General features: G+C 71.8%; 19 protein-coding genes and 1 pseudogene. 10 read left to right on the top strand and 10 right to left on the bottom strand.

From position 1 onward, the window contains the following. Positions 1 to 5: 5 nt before the first annotated feature. Both OHS58_RS42550 and OHS58_RS42545 read left to right on the top strand, forming a co-directional pair. Positions 6 to 2,516, top strand: coding sequence for a glycosyltransferase (locus OHS58_RS42550; protein ID WP_328646052.1), 2,511 nt, complete (start codon positions 6 to 8; stop codon positions 2,514 to 2,516). Further along, entirely contained in the window at positions 2,509 to 3,594 is a 1,086-nt protein-coding gene (locus tag OHS58_RS42545; RefSeq protein ID WP_326955888.1) for a glycosyltransferase family 4 protein, read from the top strand. Before OHS58_RS42550 ends, OHS58_RS42545 begins: the two co-directional genes overlap by 8 nt. A gap of 14 nt (positions 3,595 to 3,608) precedes the next feature. Here the strand turns inward: OHS58_RS42545 and rfbD are convergent, their stop codons facing one another. Together rfbD and rfbB are read right to left on the bottom strand one after the other, a co-directional pair. After that, positions 3,609 to 4,502, bottom strand: coding sequence for a dTDP-4-dehydrorhamnose reductase (gene rfbD, locus OHS58_RS42540; RefSeq protein ID WP_328646051.1), 894 nt, complete (start codon positions 4,500 to 4,502; stop codon positions 3,609 to 3,611). Positions 4,503 to 4,507: 5 nt separating this feature from the next. After that, positions 4,508 to 5,497, bottom strand: coding sequence for a dTDP-glucose 4,6-dehydratase (gene rfbB, locus OHS58_RS42535; protein WP_328646050.1), 990 nt, complete (start codon positions 5,495 to 5,497; stop codon positions 4,508 to 4,510). Between the two features lie 136 nt (positions 5,498 to 5,633). Here rfbB and OHS58_RS42530 point away from each other — a divergent pair, with 136 nt between their 5' ends. Beyond that, entirely contained in the window at positions 5,634 to 7,166 is a 1,533-nt protein-coding gene (locus tag OHS58_RS42530; protein ID WP_326946260.1) for an LCP family protein, read from the top strand. Positions 7,167 to 7,204: 38 nt separating this feature from the next. Further along, positions 7,205 to 8,458 (top strand): LCP family protein, encoded by a 1,254-nt coding sequence (locus OHS58_RS42525; RefSeq protein WP_328646049.1) that lies wholly within the window; start codon positions 7,205 to 7,207, stop codon positions 8,456 to 8,458. Between the two features lie 82 nt (positions 8,459 to 8,540). Here OHS58_RS42525 and OHS58_RS42520 read toward each other — a convergent pair whose 3' ends face one another. Then, entirely contained in the window at positions 8,541 to 9,377 is an 837-nt protein-coding gene (locus OHS58_RS42520) for an NAD(P)H-binding protein (protein WP_328646048.1), read from the bottom strand. A gap of 107 nt (positions 9,378 to 9,484) precedes the next feature. Here OHS58_RS42520 and OHS58_RS42515 point away from each other — a divergent pair, with 107 nt between their 5' ends. Further along, a complete protein-coding gene (locus tag OHS58_RS42515; RefSeq protein ID WP_326946257.1) occupies positions 9,485 to 10,195 on the top strand; it encodes a TIGR03089 family protein in 711 nt (236 codons plus the stop codon). 84 nt (positions 10,196 to 10,279) lie between these two features. On the opposite strand, the gene OHS58_RS42510 is transcribed toward OHS58_RS42515, so the two are convergent. Beyond that, complete coding sequence (locus OHS58_RS42510; RefSeq protein WP_247060946.1) at positions 10,280 to 10,720, bottom strand: DoxX family protein; 441 nt, start codon at positions 10,718 to 10,720, stop codon at positions 10,280 to 10,282. A 255-nt stretch (positions 10,721 to 10,975) separates the two neighbouring features. Here OHS58_RS42510 and OHS58_RS42505 point away from each other — a divergent pair. Continuing rightward, a pseudogene (locus tag OHS58_RS42505) lies at positions 10,976 to 11,593 on the top strand (GTP-binding protein); the annotation flags it as partial. Positions 11,594 to 12,215: 622 nt separating this feature from the next. Beyond that, on the top strand, positions 12,216 to 12,833 hold the full coding sequence (locus OHS58_RS42500; protein ID WP_328646047.1) for a hypothetical protein: 618 nt from the start codon (positions 12,216 to 12,218) through the stop codon (positions 12,831 to 12,833). Here the strand turns inward: OHS58_RS42500 and OHS58_RS42495 are convergent. Then, positions 12,830 to 13,645 (bottom strand): DUF1206 domain-containing protein, encoded by an 816-nt coding sequence (locus OHS58_RS42495; RefSeq protein ID WP_326946254.1) that lies wholly within the window; start codon positions 13,643 to 13,645, stop codon positions 12,830 to 12,832. The genes OHS58_RS42500 and OHS58_RS42495 overlap by 4 nt on opposite strands. Before the next feature lie 79 nt (positions 13,646 to 13,724). Here OHS58_RS42495 and OHS58_RS42490 point away from each other — a divergent pair, with 79 nt between their 5' ends. Continuing rightward, the gene (locus tag OHS58_RS42490) at positions 13,725 to 14,126 is read left to right on the top strand and encodes a hypothetical protein (protein ID WP_326946253.1); all 402 of its coding nucleotides are present in this window, start codon (positions 13,725 to 13,727) and stop codon (positions 14,124 to 14,126) included. 233 nt (positions 14,127 to 14,359) lie between these two features. On the opposite strand, the gene OHS58_RS42485 is transcribed toward OHS58_RS42490, so the two are convergent. The 3 genes from OHS58_RS42485 to OHS58_RS42475 all read right to left on the bottom strand — a co-directional run bounded on the left by OHS58_RS42485 (position 14,360) and on the right by OHS58_RS42475 (position 17,196). Continuing rightward, positions 14,360 to 14,785, bottom strand: a complete 426-nt coding sequence (locus OHS58_RS42485; RefSeq protein ID WP_326955894.1) for a hypothetical protein — start codon at positions 14,783 to 14,785, stop codon at positions 14,360 to 14,362. Between the two features lie 68 nt (positions 14,786 to 14,853). Continuing rightward, positions 14,854 to 15,783, bottom strand: coding sequence for an esterase/lipase family protein (locus OHS58_RS42480; RefSeq protein ID WP_326955895.1), 930 nt, complete (start codon positions 15,781 to 15,783; stop codon positions 14,854 to 14,856). A gap of 255 nt (positions 15,784 to 16,038) precedes the next feature. Continuing rightward, positions 16,039 to 17,196: an acyl-CoA dehydrogenase family protein gene (locus OHS58_RS42475; RefSeq protein WP_326946250.1), complete on the bottom strand. Its 1,158-nt coding sequence runs from the start codon at positions 17,194 to 17,196 to the stop codon at positions 16,039 to 16,041. Positions 17,197 to 17,312: 116 nt separating this feature from the next. Between OHS58_RS42475 and OHS58_RS42470 the strand changes: the two genes are divergently transcribed. Then, positions 17,313 to 18,986 (top strand): class I adenylate-forming enzyme family protein, encoded by a 1,674-nt coding sequence (locus tag OHS58_RS42470; RefSeq protein WP_328646046.1) that lies wholly within the window; start codon positions 17,313 to 17,315, stop codon positions 18,984 to 18,986. A gap of 9 nt (positions 18,987 to 18,995) precedes the next feature. On the opposite strand, the gene OHS58_RS42465 is transcribed toward OHS58_RS42470, so the two are convergent. Beyond that, positions 18,996 to 20,006: an Lrp/AsnC family transcriptional regulator gene (locus tag OHS58_RS42465; RefSeq protein WP_328646045.1), complete on the bottom strand. Its 1,011-nt coding sequence runs from the start codon at positions 20,004 to 20,006 to the stop codon at positions 18,996 to 18,998. Between the two features lie 101 nt (positions 20,007 to 20,107). Here OHS58_RS42465 and OHS58_RS42460 point away from each other — a divergent pair, with 101 nt between their 5' ends. After that, entirely contained in the window at positions 20,108 to 20,812 is a 705-nt protein-coding gene (locus OHS58_RS42460; RefSeq protein ID WP_326946247.1) for an SDR family NAD(P)-dependent oxidoreductase, read from the top strand. A gap of 4 nt (positions 20,813 to 20,816) precedes the next feature. Here the strand turns inward: OHS58_RS42460 and purE are convergent, their stop codons facing one another. After that, complete coding sequence (purE, locus tag OHS58_RS42455; protein WP_247060933.1) at positions 20,817 to 21,314, bottom strand: 5-(carboxyamino)imidazole ribonucleotide mutase; 498 nt, start codon at positions 21,312 to 21,314, stop codon at positions 20,817 to 20,819.

The raw sequence follows: 21,314 nt of genomic DNA, 5'->3' as shown, positions 1-21,314 counted from the left end.
TGGCTTTGGCGCAGGGGGAACAGCAACCGCTCGTCTCGGTGGTCGTGGTCAACTACCACGGCGCCGACGACACGATCACCTGCCTGCGCGCGCTCGCCGACCACGACTACGCCGACCTCGAGCTGATCTGCGTCGAGAACACCCCGGGCAGCGCCGACGCCGCGCGCATCCGCGAGGCCGTCCCCGGCGCGCGGGTCATCGAGGCCGGGCGCAACACCGGGTTCGCCGGCGGCTGCAACCTCGGGGCGCGCCACGCCAAGGGCACGGTCGTCGCCTTCCTCAACAACGACGCGCGCCCGGCGCCCGGCTGGGTCGCCGCCGCCGTCGCCGAGCTGCGCGCGCAGCCCCGCGTCGCCGCCGTGGCCAGCAAGGTCCTCGACTGGGACGGCACCGGCACCGACTTCGTCGACGGCGGCCTGACCTGGTTCGGCATGGGCTACAAGCGCCACGCGGGCAGCCCGCTGGCCGACGTCCCGGCCGCCGAGCACGAGGTCGCGAAGGACGTCCTGTTCGGCACCGGCTCGGCGCTGTTCGTCCGCGCGAGCGTGTTCGCCGAGGTCGGCGGCTTCGACGAGCGGTTCTTCATGTTCTACGAGGACGTCGACCTCGGCTGGCGGCTCAACCTGCGCGGCTGGCGCGTCCGCTACGTGCCGGAGTCGCTCACCTACCACCGCCACCACGGCACGATGGCCTCGGTCGACGCGCCGGAGACCGGCCGCGAGACCTTCCTGCTGGAGCGCAACGCCCTGGCCGCGCTGTACAAGAACCTCTCCGACGAGACCCTGGTCAAGGCGCTGCCGGCGGCGCTCGCGCTGGCCGTCCGCCGGGCCACCGCCCGCGGTGACCTCGACGCGACGCAGCTCGACCTCGAGCAGGGCGTCGGCCCGATCGAATCCGGCGACGTCGCGATCCCGCGGACCACGCTGGCCGGGATCCTCGCGATCGACCAGTTCGTCGAGCTGCTGCCGTCGCTGGCGGAGTCCCGCGCGGTCGAGCAGGCCGCCCGCGTGCGCACCGACGCGGACCTGCTTCCCTTGCTGCGCAAGGCGTTGGAGCCCGCCTACCCGCTGCCGCGCTACCTCGCCGCGCACGACATCCTCGTCGAGGCGTTCGGCATCGAGAAGGCGTTCGGGCAGCGCCGCAAGATCCTGGTGATCACCGGCGACGCGCTCACCGAGCGGATGGCCGGCCCGGCGATCCGCGCCTGGAACATCGCGCTCGCGCTGTCCGCCGAGCACGACGTCCACCTCGTCACGACGAACCCGCTGGCCACGCCGCCGCCCGCGCCGTTCCGGGTCAGCGCCGGCAAGCGCCACGAGCTGGAAGCGCCGATCATCTGGGCCGACGTCGTCGTGCTGCAGGGGCACGTGCTCGAACTCGCGCCGTCGCTCAAGAAGCAGCACTCGGGCAAGATCGTCGTCGCCGACCTCTACGACCCGATGCACCTCGAACTGCTGGAGCAGGGCAAGGGCGTCGCCGACGACAAACGCGCGGCCGACCTGGTGGGCGTCACGAAGGTCCTCGACGCGCAGCTCGAACGCGGCGACTTCTTCCTGTGCGCGTCCGAGCGGCAGCGCCACTTCTGGCTCGGCCACCTGGCCGCGCTCGGCCGCCTCTCACCGCGCCTCTACGACGCCGACCCGACCACGCAGTCGCTGCTCGCGGTCGTCCCCTTCGGACTGTCGCCGGAACCGCCCGCCCGCACCGGGCCGGGCCTCCGCTCGGCGCTGGGCATCGGCGGCACCGACCACGTCGTGATCTGGGCCGGCGGGGTGTACAGCTGGTTCGACCCGCTGACGCTGGTGCGCGCGATCGACGAGCTGCGCCGTCGCCGCGGCGACGTCCGGCTGGTGTTCCTCGGGATGAAGCACCCGAACCCCGAGGTCGCCGAGATGGACATCGGCGCGCGGACGATCCGGCTGGCGGATTCGCTGGGGCTGACCGACAAGCACGTCTACTTCAACGAGCAGTGGGTGCCCTACCAGGAGCGCCAGAACTGGCTGCTGGACGCGAACTGCGGCGTCACCACGCACTACGAGCACGTCGAGACGACGTTCGCGTTCCGCACCCGGGTGCTCGACTACCTGTGGGCCGGGCTGCCGATCGTCACCACCGACGGCGACTCGTTCGCCGACCTGGTGCGGGCCGAGAAGCTCGGCGTCGTCGTCCCGGCCGAAGACGCCGGGGCGCTGGCCGACGCGCTGGAAAAGTCGTTGTACGACGAGGAGTTCGCCGCCGGCTGCGTCGAGCGGATCGCCGCGGTGGCGCAGCGGTACGCCTGGCCGGAGGCGCTGAAGCCACTGGTCGAGTTCTGCCGCGACCCGCGCCCGGCGGCCGACCGCCTGCCCGGGTCGGCCGACCTGGTGACGACGCCGGCGGTGCGCGGCCGGGCGATGCTGCGCCGCGACACCGACCTGATCCGCGAGTACCTCGCCGACGGCGGCCCGTCCGAGCTGGCGCGGCGCGTCGGCGGGCGGGTCATCAAGGTTGCCAGGCAACGGATGCGTCGTGGCTAAACCGCTTCGCGTCCTCCTCGACGGCACGCCGCTGCTCGGCGCCCGCACCGGCATCGGCCGGTACACCGCGGCGCTGAGCGAGGAACTGGCGTCGAACCCCGAGGTGGACACGCGCGCGGTGGCGTTCACGCTGCGCGGCTGGCGGCGGCTGCGGCACGTGCTGCCGCACGGCGTGCGGGCCCGCGGGATGCCGGTGGCGGCGCGGCTGCTGCGGATGACGTGGCTGCGTTCGGACTTCCCGCCGGTGGAGCTGTTCGCCGGCTCGACCGACGTCGTGCACGGCACGAACTTCGTGCTGCCGGGCCGGTTCCGCGCCGCGGGCGTCGTCACGATCCACGACCTGGCCTTCATGGACAACCCCGCGGAGCTCGCCCCGAGCGACCGCGACCTCCCGGAACTGGTCCGCCGCGGCGCCCGCCGCGCGGACGTGATCTGCACCCCGACGGCCGCGGTGGCCGACGCGGTGGCGGAGCGGCTGGACGTCGACCGCGCCAAGATCGTCGTGACCCCGCTGGGCGTGAACGCGGCGTGGTTCACCGCGCGCCCGCCGGACGACGAGCGCCGCGCGCGCCTGGGCCTCCCGGCCCGGTACCTGCTGTTCGCCGGGGCGGCCGGACCGCGCAAGGGCCTCGACTGGCTGGTCCGCGCGCACGAAGCGGCCCCGGACCTGCCGGACCTGGTGTTCGCCGGCCCCGGCCCGTTCCCCCGCACGTCACGCTCGCGCCAGACCGGTTATCTGTCCGATGTGGACCTGCGTACGGTGGTCGCGGGCGCGTCGGCGCTGGTGCTGCCCTCGCGCGACGAGGGTTTCGGGCTGCCGGTGCTGGAGGCGATGGCCTCGGACGTCCCCGTGGTGTGCACGGACATCCCGGCCCTGCGCGAGGTCGCGGGCGACTGCGCCAGCCTGGTCCCGTACGGCGACGTCGACGGCCTGGCCGAAGCCCTGCGCACCGCGGTGATCGACCCGCACGCGGTGGCGACGTCCGCCGCACGGCGCGCCCAGGCGGCGAGCTTCACGTGGCACACGTGCGCGGAACTGACGGTGGGCGCGTACCGCCTCGCCTCAGGCCGCCACTAAGCCGTTCAATCAGCTCACTCGGCCGCGAAGTACGCGGCCAGTGCGTCTTCCCACGGCCGCAACGGCGTCAGCCAGGCTTCCTTCCACGACGCCGGTGACAGCACCGAGTACGCCGGCCTCGGCGCCGGCCGCGGGAACTCCTCCGTCGTACACGGCTTCACCCGCGACGGATCCGCGCCCAGCTGCGTGAAGACGGCGCGCGCGAAGCCGCACCAGCTCACCGAACCCGCGTTCGTGCAGTGCAGCACCCGCTGTTCCGGGCCGTCGCCCGTGGCCGCCCGGGACGCCAGCTCCAGCAGGCCCGCCGCGAGGTCCGCCGTCCACGTGGGACCGCCGACCTGATCGTCCACAACGGACAGTTCCGGGTTCGAAGCCTCCAAGCGGGCCATGGTCTTCACGAAGTTCGTGCCCGACTTGCCGTACAGCCAGCCGGTGCGCACCACCCAGGACGACGCGCCCGAACCGAGCACCGCGTCCTCGCCCGCCGCCTTCGTGCGGCCGTACGCGCTGCGCGGGCCCAGCTCGTCCGAAGGCTCGTACGGCGCCGAAGCGTCGCCCGGGAAGACGTAGTCCGTGGACACGTGGATCAGCGGCACCCGCCGGGACGCGCACGCCGCGGCGAGCACGCGCGGGCCGTCGGCGTTGACCGCGAACGCGCGCTCCTCGTCCGTCTCCGCCGCGTCGACCGCGGTGTAGGCCGCCGCGTTGATCACGACGGCGGCCGAACCCGCTTCGCGCGCGCGGTCGGCGAGCGCGCCGACCGCGGCCAGCACCTGGCCGGTCCGCGTCAGGTCCAGCTCCGCCGACCCCGGCGCGACGACGTCCACTTCGTCGCCCGATGCAGCGGCGAGATCCCGGCCGAGCTGTCCGGAACCGCCGGGCACGAGCACCGTCAGCCGCACGAGCACATCCTCTACTTCTTGAGCGCGGCCCGCTCCGCCAGGGGCTCCCACCACGCGCGATTGTCCGTGTACCAGGCCACTGTCGCGGCCAGACCGTCCTCGAAGGACACGCGCGGAGCGTACCCCAGCTCCTCGCCGATCTTCGTGACGTCCACCGAGTACCGGCGGTCGTGGCCCTTGCGGTCCTCGACCGGCTCGACGCTGTCCCAGCTCGCGCCGAGCGCGTCCAGGAGCCGCTCGGTCAGCTCGCGGTTCGTCAGCTCGAGGCCACCGCCGATGTTGTAGATCTCGCCCGGCCGGCCCGCCTCGGCGACCAGCTGGATGCCGTGGCAGTGGTCGTCCACGTGCAGCCAGTCACGGACGTTGAGCCCGTCGCCGTAGAGCGGCACCTTCCGGCCGTCGAGCAGGCTCGTCACGAACAGCGGGATGAGCTTCTCGGGGAACTGGTACGGACCGTAGTTGTTGGAACACCGGGTGATGCAGACCGGCAGCCCGTGGGTGCGGAAGTACGACCGCGCCACCAGGTCGGAGGACGCCTTCGACGCCGAGTACGGCGAGTTCGGCTCCAGCAGCTGGTCCTCCGTCCAGGACCCGGTCTCGATCGAGCCGTACACCTCGTCGGTGGACACGTGGACGAACTTGCCGACGCCGGCTTCGACGGCCGCCTGCAGCAGGTTGTGCGTGCCCAGCACGTTCGTCAGCACGAAGTCCGCGCCGCCGAGGATCGAGCGGTCCACATGCGACTCCGCGGCGAAGTGCACCACGAGGTCCACACCACTCATGACCTCCGCGACCAGCGCGGTGTCACAGATGTCGCCGCGGACGAACCGCAGCCGCGGGTCGGCGGCGACGGGGGCCAGGTTGACCTCGTTGCCGGCGTAGGTGAGTTTGTCCAGCACGACCACCTCGGCGTCACGCAGTGCCGGGTACGCGCCGCTCAGCGCCTGCCGGACGTAGTGCGACCCGATGAAGCCCGCACCACCGGTGACCAGGACCCGCATCTTCCCGCCTCTCCTCGGCCCCCGTCGGGGGCAACCGGACCCCAGCCTACGGAGGCCCCACAACACCCTCAGTAGAGTCCGGGTGGAGGCACACGGGTGCCCTGGGGGAAGCACGGGGTTCGCAGGGAGGAAGCGCGTGACCGATTGGCCTGCGCCGCCCGTCCCGGTGCGCCGTCGCCACGGTGTCGCCATCTTCGCCCGCCGCGGCGGCAAGGTGGTCGTCTCGTTGCTGTCCGTCGCGATCCTGGCACTGACCTGGTACGGCTGGCACTTCATCGGCGACCCGAACACCGGCCTGACCACCACGAACGTCTTCGCCGACACCGAGGCCCACGCCAAGCCGCTCGACGGCGCGGTCGACATCCTCCTCGTCGGGCAGGACAGCCGCACCGACGCGCAGGGCAACCCGCTGCCGCGCGAAGTGCTGGACATGCTGCACGCCGGCGTCTCGGACGGCGAGCTCAACACCGACACGATGATCCTGGTGCACATCCCCCAGAACGGGAAGCACGCCGTCGCGATCTCGTTCCCCCGCGACTCCTGGGTCGAGCTGGCCGGCGGCTACGGCAAGCACAAGCTCAACAGCGCGTTCGTCTACGCGTACACGGACACCTACAAAACGTTGCAGCGCCAGGGCATGACCGACCTGAAGCAGGCCGACGCGCAGGCCAAGGTCGCCGGGCGGAAGAACCTGATCGCGACGATCGAGAAGTTCATCGGCAAGCCTGGCATGATCGACCGCTACGCCGAGGTCAACCTGGCGAGCTTCTACGAGATCACGCAGTCGATCGGCGGCGTCGAGGTCTGCCTCAAGGGCCCGGTCAAGGAGAAGAAGTCCGGCGTCGACCTGCCGGGCGGGCGCCAGAGCATCGAAGGCGTGCAGGCGCTCGCTTTCGTCCGCCAGCGCTACGACCTGCCCAACGCCGACCTCGACCGGATCGCGCGCCAGCAGGCGTTCCTGTCCGGGCTGGCCCGCAAGGTCATCTCGACCGACGTGCTGACCAGCCCGACGAAGATCGCCGACCTGGTGTCCGCGGTGAAGAAGTCCGTGGTGCTGTCCCAGGGCTGGGACCTGAGCGAGTTCGCCGAGCAGATGCGCGGGCTGACCGGCGGCAACATCGAGTTCCACACCATCCCGACCCAGGGCAACGCGGTCATCGGCGGCGCCGACGTGCTGCGCGTCGACCCGGCCGCGGTGCAGGCGGAGGTGACGCGCCTGACCTCCGACGGCGACACCCCGGCCGGCCCGGCGCAGGCGCAGCTGCCCGGCGCGAACGCCGTCACGGTGGAGCTGTTCGACGGCTCGGGCTCGCCGACGCTGGCCACCCAGACGCACTCGACGCTGCAGAGCAAGGGCTTCACGCTCCCCGCCGACCAGAAGCTGAGCACCCGCAACACCACCGTCGTCCGGTACAACCCGGCCGACGACACCGCGCTGGGCCTCGTCAAGCAGGTCCTGGGCACGGCGATCCAGGCCGAGCCGGACAAGGACGTCACCGCCGGGCACGTGCGCGTGCTGCTGGGCAAGGACTTCAAGAGCTCGGCCGCGGGGTCGGGCGGGGCGCCGTCGACGACGCCGTCGAAGCCACCGGTCCAGACCTCCACCCCGTCGAGTGCTCCCCCCGCCGCGCCGCCGATCACGGCGGGCGACGTCCCCTGCGTCAACTAGACTGAGTACTCAGTGTGCCCGGGGGAGGGGAACAAGGGGTGGATGACGACCAAGAACAGCAGGACCAGCCGGAACCGGCCGCCGAGGCGGTGACGCAGAGCGACGAGCCCGAGTGGAAACCTTCGCCGTTCCCGCGTCAGCCGATCGCCGAAGCGCCATCGCCGTCCCGCGCGCGCCGCGCCGGCCGGGTGACGCGCCGGATCGCCGTCGGCCTCGTCTCGCTGATCGCCCTGGGCGCGAGCGGCTACGCCTACGTCACGAAGGACCAGCTGCAGAGCACCGTCCCGACGACCGACGCGCTGACGCCGCGGGCCGGCGAGCCCGCTCCCCCGCCGGCCGACGACGGCGCGGACGACATCCTGCTCGTCGGCAGCGACGCGCGGACGGACGCGCAGGGCAACGCGCTGCCGGCGCGGGTGCTGCGCGAGCTGCGGACCGAGGCGAACAACGGCGCCGTCAACACCGACACCGTGATCCTGCTGCGGGTGCCGAAGGACGGCGGGAAGCCGTCCGCCGTCTCGATCCCGCGCGACACCTGGACCGAGATCCCGGGGCGAGGCAAGGCCAAGATCAACTCGGCGTACGGCATCGCGAAGGCGCACTACGCCCAGACGTTGCGCGGCCAGGGCGAGCGCGACCAGGCGAAGATCGAGCGCGACTCCGACACCGAGGGCCGCCGGGTCCTGGTGCAGGCCGTGCAGGACCTCACGCAGGTGCGGATCGACCACTACGCCGAGGTCAACCTGCTGGGCTTCTACCTGCTCACGGAGGCGCTCGGCGGCGTCAAGGTGTGCTTGAACCACGCGACCGAGGACAAGGACTCCGGGGCGGACTTCCGCCGCGGCGAGCAGACCGTGTCGGGCGGCGAAGCGCTTTCCTTCGTCCGGCAGCGCAAGAACCTGCCGCGCGGCGACCTCGACCGGATCGTGCGGCAGCAGGCGTTCCTGTCCTCGGCGCTGCACCAGGTGCTCTCGGCCGGGACGCTGACGAGCCCGGGGACGCTGAGCAACCTGACCGACGTCGTCCACCGGTCGCTCACCCTCGACCCGGGCCTGGACCTGCTGCAGTTCGCGCAGCAGGCCAAGGGCATCGCGTCGGGCGACCTGGCGTTCGCGACGATCCCGGTGATCACCGCGAACGGCCGCAGCGAAGACGGCCAGAGCATCGTCGAGATCGACCCGCAGGCGGTCCGGCAGTTCGTGGCCGGCCTGGCCGGGCGCAGCGCGGCTCCGCCCGCGGGCGGCGGCTCGGCGGCCGCCGCAGCAACCCCAACCGTCACTTGCGTCAACTGAGCCCCAAAATCCGCCACTTTCCCTGGGAAAGATGCGTCACCGGCCCCGCGGGCGCATCTTTCCCAGTGAAAGTGCGGCTTTGTCACGCGAAGTCGGCGCGGTGGTCTTCGGCCCACTGGCGGAACGTGCGCGGCGCCTTCCCGGTGACGTCGCGGACGACGTCGGTGACCACCGAGGGCTCCCGCGTCGTCCGTTCCATGGCCCGGAGGACCTCCGGCGGCACCTCGGGCGGCCAGCCCAGTGCCGTCATCTGCGCGGCGGCCTGCTCCGGGGTCAGCTCCTCGACCCGCAGCGGCCGGCCGAGGACTTCCGCGAGGACCGCAGCCTGTTCCCGGAAGCTGATCGGCTCCGGCCCGCTCAGCGGCAGGGCGGCGCCGACGTGCGACCCGTCGACGAGGATCCTGGCCGCGACGTCGGCGATGTCCCGCTCGTGGATCGCGCCGCTGCGCGAGTCGGGGTAGGCGGTGCGGACGACGCCGTCGGCGATACCCGCGCGCCAGCCCAGCGCGTTGGTGGCGAACGCGCCGGGGTTGAGCAGCGTCTCCCCGAACGACGCCGCGATCAGCGCCTCCTCGACCGCGCGGTGCAGCTGGGCGATCCGGCTCTGCGCGGACCGCGGCTCGAGCGTCGCGCCCGACGACAGCAGCACGACGTGCCGCACGCCGGCCGCTTCGGCCGCCTTCACGAAGCCGTCGATTCCCTGGCGTTGCGTGTAGAGGAACACCGAGCCGACGCCGTCGAGCGCGGCGTCGAGGGTTTCCGGGCGTTCGAGGTCGGCGCTCACCGTCGCGACGCCGTCCGGGACGTCGAGCGTGGTCGCGTCGCGGCTCGCCGCGCGGACGTCCTGGCCTGCGGAAACGAGCGCGTCGACGACGGCGTGGCCGACGTTCCCGCGCGCGCCGGTGACAAGGATGGTCATGGCTTTCCCCAGTCCGTCAGATAGCTTTGCTTTCAAAGCAAAGCTACTCAGCGGCGTGATCCGGTGTCAACCGGCGAGGCGGGTGGTCCGCGCTTTAGCCTTGGCGCATGAGCCTCACCGACGAGCTGCTGCGGCCGCTGCAGGCCTCGCCCGCCAAGCCGTTGATCACCCACTACGACGACCAGCTCGGCAGCCGCGTCGAGCTGTCCGTGGCGACGACCGTGAACTGGGCCGCGAAGACGGCCAACTGGCTGACCGAGGAGTTCGACGTCGAGCCGGGCGACGCCGTCGCCGTGCAGCTGCCGGCGCACTGGCAGACCGTCGGTGTGCTGCTCGGCGCGTGGTGGAGCGGTGCCCGCGTGGTGCGCGAAGGCACTGGCGCGCGGGTGGCGTTCGTCGGGCCGGACGACCCGGAACCGACCGGCGCGGCCGCGACCGCCGTCGTGACGCTGGACCCGATGGGCCGCGGCCTCGACGAGCCGCCGGGCGGCGGCGCGTTCGACTACCTCACCGAGGCGCGGATGGCGGGCGACCAGTACCGGCCATTGTTCCCGGTCCCCGGCGACACGGCGGCGCTGTTCGAGTCCACAGTGGACGAGATCCTCGCGGAAGCCCGCGCCCGCGCGGCGAAGCTCGGCCTGAGCGCGGACGACCGCGTGCTGTCCACACGCGACTGGAGCGGGCCGGAGGGCATCCTCGACGGCCTGCTCGTCCCCCTCGCCGCCGGCGCACACCTGGTGCACGTCAGCAACGCGGACCCGGCCAAGCTGTCCGCCCGCCGCGAGGCCGAGCGCACCACCGCCGACCTCCCCGCGTAAGCAGTCTGCCGCGGCCGTCGTGAGTGGTAATGAGGGTTCTAACCCTCATTACCACTCACGACCAGCCGCGGCAGACTTGAGAACTCAGGCGTTCTGGAGTTCGCCGACCTCGGTGTCGCGGCGGGCGCGTTTGCGGCCCCACAGCAGGTGGTCCAGCGTCAAGCGGCCGCCGTTGAAGCCCAGGGCGAGGCCGGCGAGCGCGAGCACCAGGACCAGCTCGTAGCCGCCCTGGCCGGTGAGGCCGTTGTCGATGTGCACCGAGAGCAGCGCGCCGACCGAGATCACGACGTAGCCGACGCCGACCAGCGGCATCAGGAACCCGGCGATGAACGCGATCGAGCCGAGGATCTCGACGGTCATGGCGAAGATCGCGGCGACCGTGGGCAGCGGGATGCCCGTCATGGCGAAGAACTTCGCCGTGCCGTCGACGCCGCTGTTCCACTTCTGGATCCCGTGCGCGAGGAAGACGACCGCGACGCCGATCCTCCCCAGCAACAGGGCCACGTCCTTGAATCGTCCGAACATCCGTGCCCACTCCCGATCGGTGAAATTTCAACTGACCCGACCCAAAGTAGGGCACCCGGCACCGGTGATCGAAGCTCCGGAGGGTGATCGACAGGGAACCGACAGGGACGACGGAGGCCTGAAAACCGGTTTCGCGCGGGCCCGCCGCGGGCTATCTTCGGCCTGACCTGCGTCCACGACCGCGAGGAGACCCGATGCGCCGACAGACCGTCCGACCCGGCCTGTCCACCGCATCCCAGAGGACCTCCCGCACCCGTGAAAACCCTGAACATCGGCATTCTCGCGCACGTCGACGCCGGTAAGACCAGCCTGACCGAGCGCCTGCTCTTCGAGGCCGGCGCCATCGCCCGGCTCGGCAGCGTCGACGGCGGCGACACCCAGACCGACTCCCTGGACCTCGAACGCCGTCGCGGCATCACCATCCGCTCCGCGGTGGCCTCCTTCGTGACCGGCGGCACCCGGATCACGCTGATCGACACCCCGGGCCACTCCGACTTCATCGCCGAGGTCGAACGCGCGCTGCGGGTGCTCGACGGCGCCGTCCTCGTGGTGTCCGCCGTCGAAGGCGTCCAGGCCCAGACCCGCGTGCTGATGCGGACGCTGCGCCGCCTCGGCATCCCGACGCTGATCTTCGTGAACAAGACCGACCGGCCGGGCGCGCGTGACCTGCTCGACGACGTCCGCGCGAAGCTGGCGCCGCGGGCGATCGCGCTGAACGCCGCTACGTCGTCCGACGAGCTGGCCGAGCTGCTGGCCGACGGCGACGACGCGTTCCTGGAGTCCTATGTGGACGACCGGGTCGACGCCGCGGCCTGCCGCGGCGAGCTGGCCCGGCAGGTCGCCCGCGGCACGCTGCACCCCGTGCTGTCCGGCTCGGCGATCACCGGCGCCGGCGTCGCGGACCTCGTCAAAGCGATGGCCGAGCTGCTCCCGGCCACCGAGCGAACCGGCGACGGGCCGCTCTCCGCGACGGTGTTCAAGATCGACCGCGGCCGCGCCGGTGAGAAGATCGCCTACGCCCGGCTGTACTCCGGCGCGCTGGCGCCGCGACAGCGGATCTCGTTCTACCGCGGCGAAACCGAGCTCACCGGTCGCGTCTCGGCGGTCGAGGTCGCCGGGGACGAGGTGGCGCTCGCCGGCGACGTCGCCCGGCTGCGCGGCCTGCGGGACGTCCGGATCGGCGACCGGCTCGGCTCCCCCGGCGGCGCGCGCGAAGGCGTGTTCGCGCCGCCGAGCCTGGAGAGCGTGGTGCGGCCGGTCCGGCCCGAGCAGACCGCGGCGCTGTTCACCGCGCTGACCCGACTGTCCGAAGAGGACCCGTTGATCGACGTCCGGCGTCGCGGTCACGACCTCTCCGTGCAGCTCTACGGCGAAGTGCAGAAGGAGGTGCTGCGCTCGATGGCTGGCCGAGGGCGCTGGGATCGACGTCGAGTTCGAGCCGACGAGCACCCTGTACGTCGAGAAGCCGATCGGCCGCGGGGAGGCGGTCGAGGAGATGGATCCCGCGCAGCGGCTGTACTTCTTCGCGACGGTCGGGCTGCGCGTCGAGCCGGGGCCGGGCGTCACGTTCGGCCTGTCGGTGGAGCTGGGCTCGCTGCCGCTGGCGTTCCACAAGGCGATCGAGGAGACCGTCCACAGCACGCTCGACCAAGGGCTGTACGGCTGGGAAGTGCTCGACTGCGCGGTGACGTTGACGCACACGGCGTTCTTCAGCCCGCTCAGCGCCGCAGGCGACTTCCGCAAGATGACGCCGTTGGTGCTGATGGCGGCGCTGCGCGAGGCCGGGACGCGGGTGTACGAGCCGGTGCACCGCTTCGAGCTGGAGATCCCGCCGAACGCCGTCAGCGCGGTGCTGCTCAAGCTGGCGGAGCTGCGGGCGGTGCCCGGCGAACCCGCCATGGGCGCGGCGTCGTGCACGCTGCACGGCACCATCCCGGCCGGTCACGTCGACGAGTTCGCCCAGGCCCTGCCCGCGCTCACGCAGGGCGAGGGCGTCTTCCTGGGCGAGTTCGACGACTACCGGCCGTACCCCGGGAAGCCGCCGGCACGCCCGCGCACGGGCGAGAACCCCTTGGACCGCAAGGAGTACCTCGCCCAGCTGGCGCGGCGTTAGCGCTTGTGGGCCCAGGCCGCGCCGAAGCAGTAGGCGCCGAACGCGGCGAAGCCGAGGGCCACCACACTCAGCAGCACGGTGCCGAAGGGCTGGGCGGCGAGCGTCTTCAGTGCGGCGTCCAGCCCGCCGGCCTTGTTCGGGTCGGCGTTGAACCCCGCGTAGGCGAGGAGGACCGCGACGATCGCCAGCACGACGCCCTTGGCGAGGTAGCCGGCCTGGCCGAGCCAGGTGACCCAGCGCTTGGTCTTGCCGGGCAGGTCGTTCATGTCGAGGTCTTCCAGGAACTTCTTCTTGACGCCCTTGACCCCGGACGCGATCGCGACGCCGAGCACGGCCGCCGCGGCGATGACGACCAGCGCCGGCCCGAACGGGAGCTTGAGCAGCTCGGCCGTGAACTCCTGCTGGGTCTGGTTGCTCGACCCCCCGCTGCCGCTGCCGATGGCGATCTTGAAGGCGGAGAAGCCCAGCGCGATCACGACGACGCCGCGCGCGCCGGCGCCGATCCGCTTGCGCGTCCGCTTGCCGCCGCTGACCCACGTGTACCCGACGGCGGCCATCATGAACTGCCAGAGGCCGAAGAGCACCAGGCCGAGGGCGAGCACCCAGAGCAGGACCTGCCCGAACGCCTTCGAGCCGATCTCCTGCAGGGCACCTTTCTGGTCGGCCTGTTCGCCGCTGCCGAACGCGACCTGCAGGGCGAGGTAGGCGAGGACGAGGTGGACCAGGCCGTAACAGGCCATCCCGATCCGGCCGAGCAACTGCGCGGTATCGGTCTTTTCGCCTCGTTGGGCCGTGGCCGCTGTCCGGTTCATGCCTGCTGGGTACCCAGTGCGAAGCCCGATCGGCTGCGCCATGCGGCCTAATCGCCCACCGTGATGGGACGATTCCCGGATGGACGCGCACCTGGTCGGCTACTGGTCGGAGTCGGCGCTGGATCCCGGCTCGCCCGAGTACACCGAGCTGGGGTTCCGCGCGGACGGCACCGGCTGGCAGTACTGGACGAGCTGGAGCACCGCGTTCGCCGTCCACCGGTTCCACTGGCACACCCCGGGCCCGGGCCGCCTCACCACGCGGCTGCGGATGGCGCTCGACGGCACGTGGTCACTCGACGGCCCGGACGTCGCGCACCGGATCGAGCGCCGGGAGCACGTCGACACCGTCGTCGAGCTCGGGTGGGAGCTGGGACCGGGCCGGCAGCTGACGCTGGACCAGCCCCTGGTCGACGTCCTCGGCGGCACGAAGTTCCTGCCGGTCGACGGCGGCGGCACCGACCCGACGCTCACCGAGCACTAGGCGGGCCGGCGGCGCTCTGGCAGCCCGTGGTCAACATTCTGGGCGGCACGAAGTTCTTGCCGGTCGACGGTGACGGCACCGACCGACACTCGCCGCGCCCGAGCGCTGCCGGAGCAAGTCCGCTCGATGGGCTTCGTGATGCGGTGCGGGCGCTTGAGCGTCGGGTCATCCCACCCGTGCCGTCGGGGATGCCTGGGCGCAGAGGCCGCCGGCGTGACCAGCACCGGCAGTGTCTAGGCGGGCCGGCGGCGCTCTTCGTCGAGGCGGGTCCAGCCGCCGTTGACGGCGAGCAGTGTCAGCACCTCTTCCGCCTGCTCGGCGAACCGCGCGAGGTCGTCGTGGAGCAGTGCCGCGCGCTCGCTGTCGAGCTGGTCGAAGTCGTCCCACCAGAGGCCGATCGCGGTGCCGGCGGTGAGGACGAGCCCCTGCACTAGACGCAGGAAGCCGGCCGACGGCTCGGCGGTGGCGTCGCGGTAGGACGTCTCGATCTCGTCGCAGGCCGCGAGGAGGTCCCGCAGCTGGGCGACCGCGCCGGCCGGGGTGCCGTCCCAGGCCGCCGTGGGCCAGGCGCGGTCGGACAGCTCGAGCCACAGCCGCCAGCCGGCGACCAGCTCGGCTTCGTCACGGGGTGTCCAGGACGCGGGGACCGGCCAGTACATGCTTCGAGCGTGACACCGCCGGGACGGAAATCCGCCCCGGCGGTGGGTTATATCTCATGTGGCGTAGCTCAGCTGATCACCGGCGGCACCAGCACGCAGGGCGGCGTCTTCGCGTGCGCCGGGTCGAGCGCGTTGAGCACCAGCCCCTGGGCGACCGGGTCGTAGGTGATGCCGAGGTGGTCGGTGAAGTCGAGCCCGCAGACGTTCTGCAGCAGGATGTTCTTCACGTTCGGCGCGGCCTTCAGGTAAGCGCTCGTGTACGGCGTCACGACGTCGTCGTAGCGCGTCTGGATCACGGTGTAGTCGATGCCGGGCACGGTCTCGCCGCCGGCGTTGAGGTCGGTGAGGAAGGCCGACCCGACGGCCTGCTCGTTGCACGACTGGCACACGCTGCCGAGCACGGCCGGCACCCCCGGGATCATTTCGAGCGTGCTCAGCAGGCCGAAGAGGTCGGTCCCGTGGTTGGACGGCGACAGCCCGACGAGCCGGCTGATCTTGTCCGCGCCGCCGAGGTACTTGATCCAGTACCGGATGTTCATCCCGCCCTGCGAGTGCCCGACGACGTCGAGTTTCGCGGCCCCGGTCGCGTTCAGGATCTTGTCCCCGAAGGCGGCAAGCGCTTTCGCGGTGTCGGCGATCGGCCCGACGGTCTGCAGGAACGTCCCGGGCGTCCCGCCGAAGTTGCCGGCGAAGACGCAGTACCCGGCGTTGGCGAGCTTCTGGGACAGGTTGGCCCAGTTCTCGTAGGCGTTGGCGGTGGTCCCGTTCGAGAGGAGCACGGGATTGGGGTGCTTGGCGGACGGTTTGCAGTTCCAGTCGTTCGTCCCGGGCGGCGCGATGGTCGGCGCCCCGAGCGAGTAGACGGCGGCGGTGAGGATGTTGGGCTGCACGGGCCCGGTGGGTTCCTTGACCGCTGCTTGGGCCGTGGTGGCCCCCAGTACGAGCGCGGCCGTCACGGCCATCCCGGCGACCAGCCACCGGCGCGTCCTCAAGCCCATCCAATTCACCTCTCTGTGAACCGACGGTGACCTGCATCACCACACTCATTAACGCGCGGGTAACTTGTCCGGACACTCCCCCTGGTGAGTGATTTTCTTTCGCTCACTGACCTGCTATGTGTGACACAAGCCAGGTCAAGTGACACTCACGAACATGACAAAACCCGCACGGCTACGGCGCCGCGCGGGTCTCTTGGCGAAACGAAACGCCCCCGGCACCAGCAGGCACCGGGGGCGTTCGGGGTTCGTCGTGGGTCAGCCCTTGAGCAGGGCGCGGGCCATGACGACCTTCTGGATCTGGTTCGTGCCTTCGTAGATCTGCGTGATCTTGGCGTCGCGCATCATGCGCTCCACCGGGAAGTCGCGGGTGTAGCCGGCGCCGCCGAAGAGCTGGACGGCGTCCGTCGTCACCTCCATCGCGATGTCCGACGCGTACATCTTCGCCGCCGAGGCCATGAAGCCCGCGCGCTTGTCGCCGCGCTCGGTTGCCGCCGCGGAGGCGTAGACCAGGTGGCGGGCCGCCTCGATCTTGGTGCCCATGTCGGCCAGCATGAACTGGACGCCCTGGAACTCCGCGATCGCCTTGCCGAACTGCTTGCGCTCCTTGACGTACGCGATCGCCGCGTCGAGCGCGCCCTGGGCGATGCCCAGCGCCTGCGCGCCGATCGTCGGGCGGGTGTGGTCCAGCGTGCGCAGCGCCGTCTTCAGGCCGGTGCCGGGCTCGCCGATGATGCGGTCCGCCGGGATCGTGCAGTTCTCGAAGTAGATCTCGCGCGTCGGGGAGCCCTTGATGCCGAGCTTCTTCTCCTTCGGGCCGACCGAGAAGCCCGGGTCGTCCTTGTGGACCACGAACGCCGAGATGCCGTTGGCCTTCTTCTCCGCGTCCGGGTCGGTCACGACCATCACGGTGTACCAGGTCGACTCACCCGCGTTGGTGATCCAGCACTTGGTGCCGTTGAGGACCCAGTGGTCGCCGTCGAGCCGCGCGCGGGCGCGCATCGACGCGGTGTCCGAGCCCGCTTCGCGCTCCGACAGCGCGTACGAAGCCGACGCCTCGCCCGACGCGATCGAGGGCAGGACCTGCTTCTTCAGCTCTTCCGAGGCCGACAGGATGATCGGCTGGGTGCCCAGTTTGTTGACCGCCGGGATCAGCGACGCCGACGCGTCGACGCGGGCGACCTCTTCGATGACGATGCAGGCGCCGACGGCGTCCGCGCCCTGGCCGTCGTACTCCTCGCCGATGTGGACGGCGTTGAAGCCCGACTTCACCAGCGCGTTGTACGCCTCGATCGGGTAGCGCTCGTTCTCGTCGACCTCGGCCGCGTACGGCGCGATCTCCTTCTCGGCCAGGGCCCGGACCGCGGCCCGCAGCTCCTCGTGCTCCTCGGCAAGCTGGTACAGGCCGTCGGTCACTTCCGGTCACCTTCTCTACGACGTCGGGAGGGGTTCCGTCGATGTTAGCGCTCGTTCACTGACTGCGTCGGCCGTCGTCCTTGTGTCCTTGACCGCAGAATTCGTATGGTCGAGTGATGCCGCTCACCGCGCCGACGACGCCGCCCGGTTTGCCCGTCTCCCTCGACTACCCCGAAGTCCCGGTCGGTTCGATCCTCACCGCGGGCGCGACCCGCTGGGGCGACCGGACCGCCTTCGCCCAGGACGGCCGCAGCCTCACCTTCACCGAGACGTACCGGGCCGCCTGCCGGTTCGCGAACGCCCTGATCGAGCGCGGCATCGGCCGCGGCGACGTCGTGGCGCTGCACCTGCCGAACTGCCTGGCGTTCCCGATCGCCTACTACGGCACGCTCATGGCCGGGGCCACCTTCAGCCCGACGAACCCGCTGCTCCCGCCGGACGACCTCGCGTTCCAGCTCGCCGACTGCGAGGCCGCGGCCGTCGTGACGTTCGGGCCGGTCGCGGGCGCGCTGGCGAGCGTCGCCGGCCGGATCCCGGCGAAGTTCGCCGTCGTCGTGAACCCGACGGGCGACCTGCTCGAGGGCCAGGTCGAGTTCGAGGCGTTCCACGCCGGGCAGCCGGAGACGCGGCCCGAGGTCGCCATCGCCGTCCACGACGACCTCGCACACCTCGCCTACACCGGCGGCACCACCGGCCGGTCGAAGGGCGTGCGGCTCACCCACCGCAACGTCGTGGTCAACACCCTCCAGCACTCGTGCTGGGGCTCCGGCTCGGTGCCGGCGCTCGACGCGGACGGCGAGATCACGATCGACCAGATCGGCAGCGAGGACGAGTGGCCCTCGCGGCTCGGCACCGGGATCGCGATCAACCTGACGCCGTGGTTCCACGCGATGGGCATCATCGGCGGGATGAACGCGGCGATCATCGGCGGCACGACGACCGTGCTCCACGCGCGCTTCGACCCGGCCGCCTACATCGCCGACGCCGAACGCCTGCGCGTCACCGGTCTCGGCGGCGCGCCCGCGCTGTTCGCGGCGCTGCTCGCGACGCCGTCGTTCCACACCGCGGACCTCTCGTCGGTGCGGTCGATCGGTTCCGGCGCGGCGCCGATGAACCACGCGATGATCAACGCGCTGCGCGAGCGCTTCCCGGGCGTGGTCGTCGCCGAGGGTTACGGCCTCACCGAGGCGACGATGGGCGCGATCATCTCGCCGACGTACCGCTCGGGCACCCGCAAGGTCGGCTCGGTAGGCGTCCCGATCTTCGACACGCAGGTCAAGGTCGTCCCGGCCGAGGGCGGCGAGGACCCGGTACCGGCGGGCGAGCGGGGCGAGGTCTGCCTGCGCGGCCCGCAGATCATGCAGGGCTACCGCAACCGCCCGGAGGAGACGGCGGCCGCGCTGGTCGACGGCTGGCTCCACACGGGCGACATCGGCATCCTCGACGAGGACGGCTACCTGTCCATCGTGGACCGCAAGAAGGACATGCTGCTGTACAAGGGGTACAACGTCTTCCCGCGCGAGCTGGAGGAGCTGCTGATCACGATGCCGGGCGTCGCTGCGGCCGCGGTCGTCGGCCGCCCGGACACCGAGGTCGGCGAGCTGCCGGTGGCGTTCGTGGTGCCGCACGGAGAGCTCGACGCGGACGAGCTGATGGCCGCGATCAACGAGAAGGTCGTGCCGTACAAGCGGTTGCGGGAGATCCACGTCGTCGAGCAGATCCCGGTGTCCGCCGCCGGGAAGGTGCTCAAGCGCCAGCTGCGGGACCAGCTGCCGGCCAAGCTCGACTGAGGCCGGCTGTCAGGCCAGGCGGTCGCCGGAGAGGTGGGTGGCCGCCTGCTTCACGTGCCTGAGCAGCGGGGAGACCTCCATGCTCTGCAGGCCCGGCAGGGAGCCGATCTGGTCGGAGGTGAACTCGAACAGTTCGTCCAGGTCCCGGCAGTGCGCGACCGCGTGGAGGTTGTGCGGGCCGGTCACCGCCGCGGCGAAGGCGATCTCCGGCAGCTGGGCCAAAGCTCGGCCCAGGGTCTTGACCGCCGACGGGTGCACGCGCAGCCAGAGGTTCGCTCCCGCGTGGTAGCCCAGCGCCGTCGCGGCGAGCTCGACGTCGATGTGGACGGCCCGCCGCTCCAGCAGCGTCCGCAAGCGGCGTGCCGCGCGCCCGGGCGTGAGGTCCGCCGCCGCGGCCAGGTCGACCAGGCTCGCGCGGCCGTCCTCGGCGAGCACGGCGAGCAGCCGCTCGTCGCCGGGCGTGAGGCGCACCGGCTCGCGGGCCACGACCGGGGCCTCCGTGAACGGCTCGCCGCCGGCCCCCAGCGCGGCCTCCTGCTCCGGCGTCAGCGTGCCGCGCAGGGCGGCCCAATAGTGGCCGCGGCCGCCCATGAACTGGCGCAGCATCGCGGCCGCCTGGATGTCCAGGACGGCCGCCGTGCGCGGGAGCTGCCTGCCGAGCAGGTCGTCGCGCTGTTCCTGGCTGCGGGACCGGACCGCGCAGGTGATCTCGGCCCCCGCGGCGCACAGTGCCACCCAGCTGACGTCTTCGCGCTTCGCGAGCGCGTCGGCGATCGCTGCAACGCTGCCCGGACGGCAGCGCAACCGCACCAGCCACTTGCTCTGCCCCAGCGCACCCGGGTCGACGATGCCCGCCACCCGGACGATGCCGTCGGCCCGCAGCCGCCGGTAGCGCCGGCCGACCGCGGCTTCGGTGAGCCCGAGCGCCTCGGCGATCGCGGCGAACGACGCCCGCGGAGCGACCTGCAGCGCCCGCAGGAGACGCACATCCTCCGGCGACGCGGCGACGGATTCGGCCATCAACGCTCCTCCTGTCGAGGCAATCCTACAAATCACCCCGGCGGACGCGCGGTGAAGACGTCAGCGCGGTGAGACTGGGAAGCCGAACCCGAGGAGACGAAATGACCGAACCCACCGAACCCACCGCCCTCGTCGTCGGCGCGTCCCGCGGCCTCGGCCACGCGATCGCCACCGAACTCTTCGACCGCGGGTGGCACGTCATCGGCACCGTCCGGGACACCACCGCCCGCACGCCCCTGCACGACCTGGCGGACCGCTCCGGCGGGCGCGTCGAGGTCGAGCACCTCGACATCACCGAACCCGGGCAGCTGCCGCCCCTGCACGAGCGGCTCGCGCACCGGCGGCTCGACGTGCTCTTCATCAACGCCGGGACGACCAACAACCCGCAGACGCCGGTCGGCGAGGTCTCCACCGCCGACTTCGTCGACGTGATGGTCACCAACGCGCTCAGCCCGATGCGCGTCGTCGAGGCGCTCCGGGACCTCGTGCCGCCGGACGGGCTCATCGGCGCGATGTCGTCCGGCCAGGGCAGCATCGCGAACAACACGGCCGGCTCGCGCGAGGTCTACCGCAGCAGCAAGGCCGCGCTGAACATGTTCATGCGCAGCTTCGCGGCCCGCCCGGCCGAGGCCGAGCGCGCGCTCGTCGTCATCGCCCCCGGCTGGATCCGCACGGCCCTCGGCGGGCCGGACGCGCCGTTCACCATGGAGGAGACGGTCCCGCTGATCGTCGACGTGCTCCTGGCGAAGCGCGGCAAGCCCGGCCTCGAGTTCCTGGACCGCAACGGCGAGACCGTGCCGTGGTGACCGGCTAGTGGCCGGCCTTCGCGCGCAGGGCCGCGTCCTTGTCCAGGACCAGCTTCTCCAGGTCCAGCTGGAACTGCGTCATCTTCGACCGCAGGCCCTCGTCGGACGCGGCCAGGATGCGGACCGCCAGGAGGCCCGCGTTGCGCGCGCCGCCGACCGAGACCGTGGCCACCGGGACGCCCGCCGGCATCTGGACGATCGACAGCAGCGAGTCCAGGCCGTCCAGGTACTTCAGCGGCACGGGGACGCCGATCACCGGGAGGACGGTCGCCGAGGCGACCATGCCCGGGAGGTGGGCCGCGCCGCCCGCGCCCGCGATGATCACCCGGATGCCGCGCGCCACCGCCGACGTCGCGTAGTCCAGCATGCGCTGCGGGGTGCGGTGCGCCGAGTAGACGCCGACCTCGTAGCCGACGCCGAACTCGTCCAGCGCCGCGCCGGCCGCTTCCAGCACCGGCCAGTCCGAGTCGCTGCCCATGATCACGCCCACCTGCGGCGCCAT

The sequence above is a fragment of the Amycolatopsis sp. NBC_00348 genome (genome assembly GCF_036114655.1).
Taxonomy (GTDB): Bacteria; Actinomycetota; Actinomycetes; order Mycobacteriales; family Pseudonocardiaceae; genus Amycolatopsis.
The sequence above is the reverse complement of the archived record's forward strand: the minus strand, read 5'-3'. Positions and strand labels throughout refer to the sequence as shown.

What these genes read in the sequence shown, in the direction of transcription:
- rfbB (WP_328646050.1), bottom strand. Translation starts at nt 5,497, where the DNA reads ATGCGGGTCCTGGTCACCGGTGGTGCGGGCTTCATCGGGTCGCACTAC.
- OHS58_RS42520 (WP_328646048.1), bottom strand. Translation starts at nt 9,377, where the DNA reads ATGACCATCCTTGTCACCGGCGCGCGCGGGAACGTCGGCCACGCCGTC.
- OHS58_RS42515 (WP_326946257.1), top strand. Translation starts at nt 9,485, where the DNA reads ATGAGCCTCACCGACGAGCTGCTGCGGCCGCTGCAGGCCTCGCCCGCC.
- OHS58_RS42510 (WP_247060946.1), bottom strand. Translation starts at nt 10,720, where the DNA reads ATGTTCGGACGATTCAAGGACGTGGCCCTGTTGCTGGGGAGGATCGGC.
- OHS58_RS42500 (WP_328646047.1), top strand. Translation starts at nt 12,216, where the DNA reads ATGGATCCCGCGCAGCGGCTGTACTTCTTCGCGACGGTCGGGCTGCGC.
- OHS58_RS42495 (WP_326946254.1), bottom strand. Translation starts at nt 13,645, where the DNA reads ATGAACCGGACAGCGGCCACGGCCCAACGAGGCGAAAAGACCGATACC.
- OHS58_RS42490 (WP_326946253.1), top strand. Translation starts at nt 13,725, where the DNA reads ATGGACGCGCACCTGGTCGGCTACTGGTCGGAGTCGGCGCTGGATCCC.
- OHS58_RS42485 (WP_326955894.1), bottom strand. Translation starts at nt 14,785, where the DNA reads ATGTACTGGCCGGTCCCCGCGTCCTGGACACCCCGTGACGAAGCCGAG.
- OHS58_RS42480 (WP_326955895.1), bottom strand. Translation starts at nt 15,783, where the DNA reads ATGGGCTTGAGGACGCGCCGGTGGCTGGTCGCCGGGATGGCCGTGACG.
- OHS58_RS42470 (WP_328646046.1), top strand. Translation starts at nt 17,313, where the DNA reads ATGCCGCTCACCGCGCCGACGACGCCGCCCGGTTTGCCCGTCTCCCTC.
- OHS58_RS42465 (WP_328646045.1), bottom strand. Translation starts at nt 20,006, where the DNA reads ATGGCCGAATCCGTCGCCGCGTCGCCGGAGGATGTGCGTCTCCTGCGG.
- OHS58_RS42460 (WP_326946247.1), top strand. Translation starts at nt 20,108, where the DNA reads ATGACCGAACCCACCGAACCCACCGCCCTCGTCGTCGGCGCGTCCCGC.
- purE (WP_247060933.1), bottom strand. Translation starts at nt 21,314, where the DNA reads ATGGCGCCGCAGGTGGGCGTGATCATGGGCAGCGACTCGGACTGGCCG.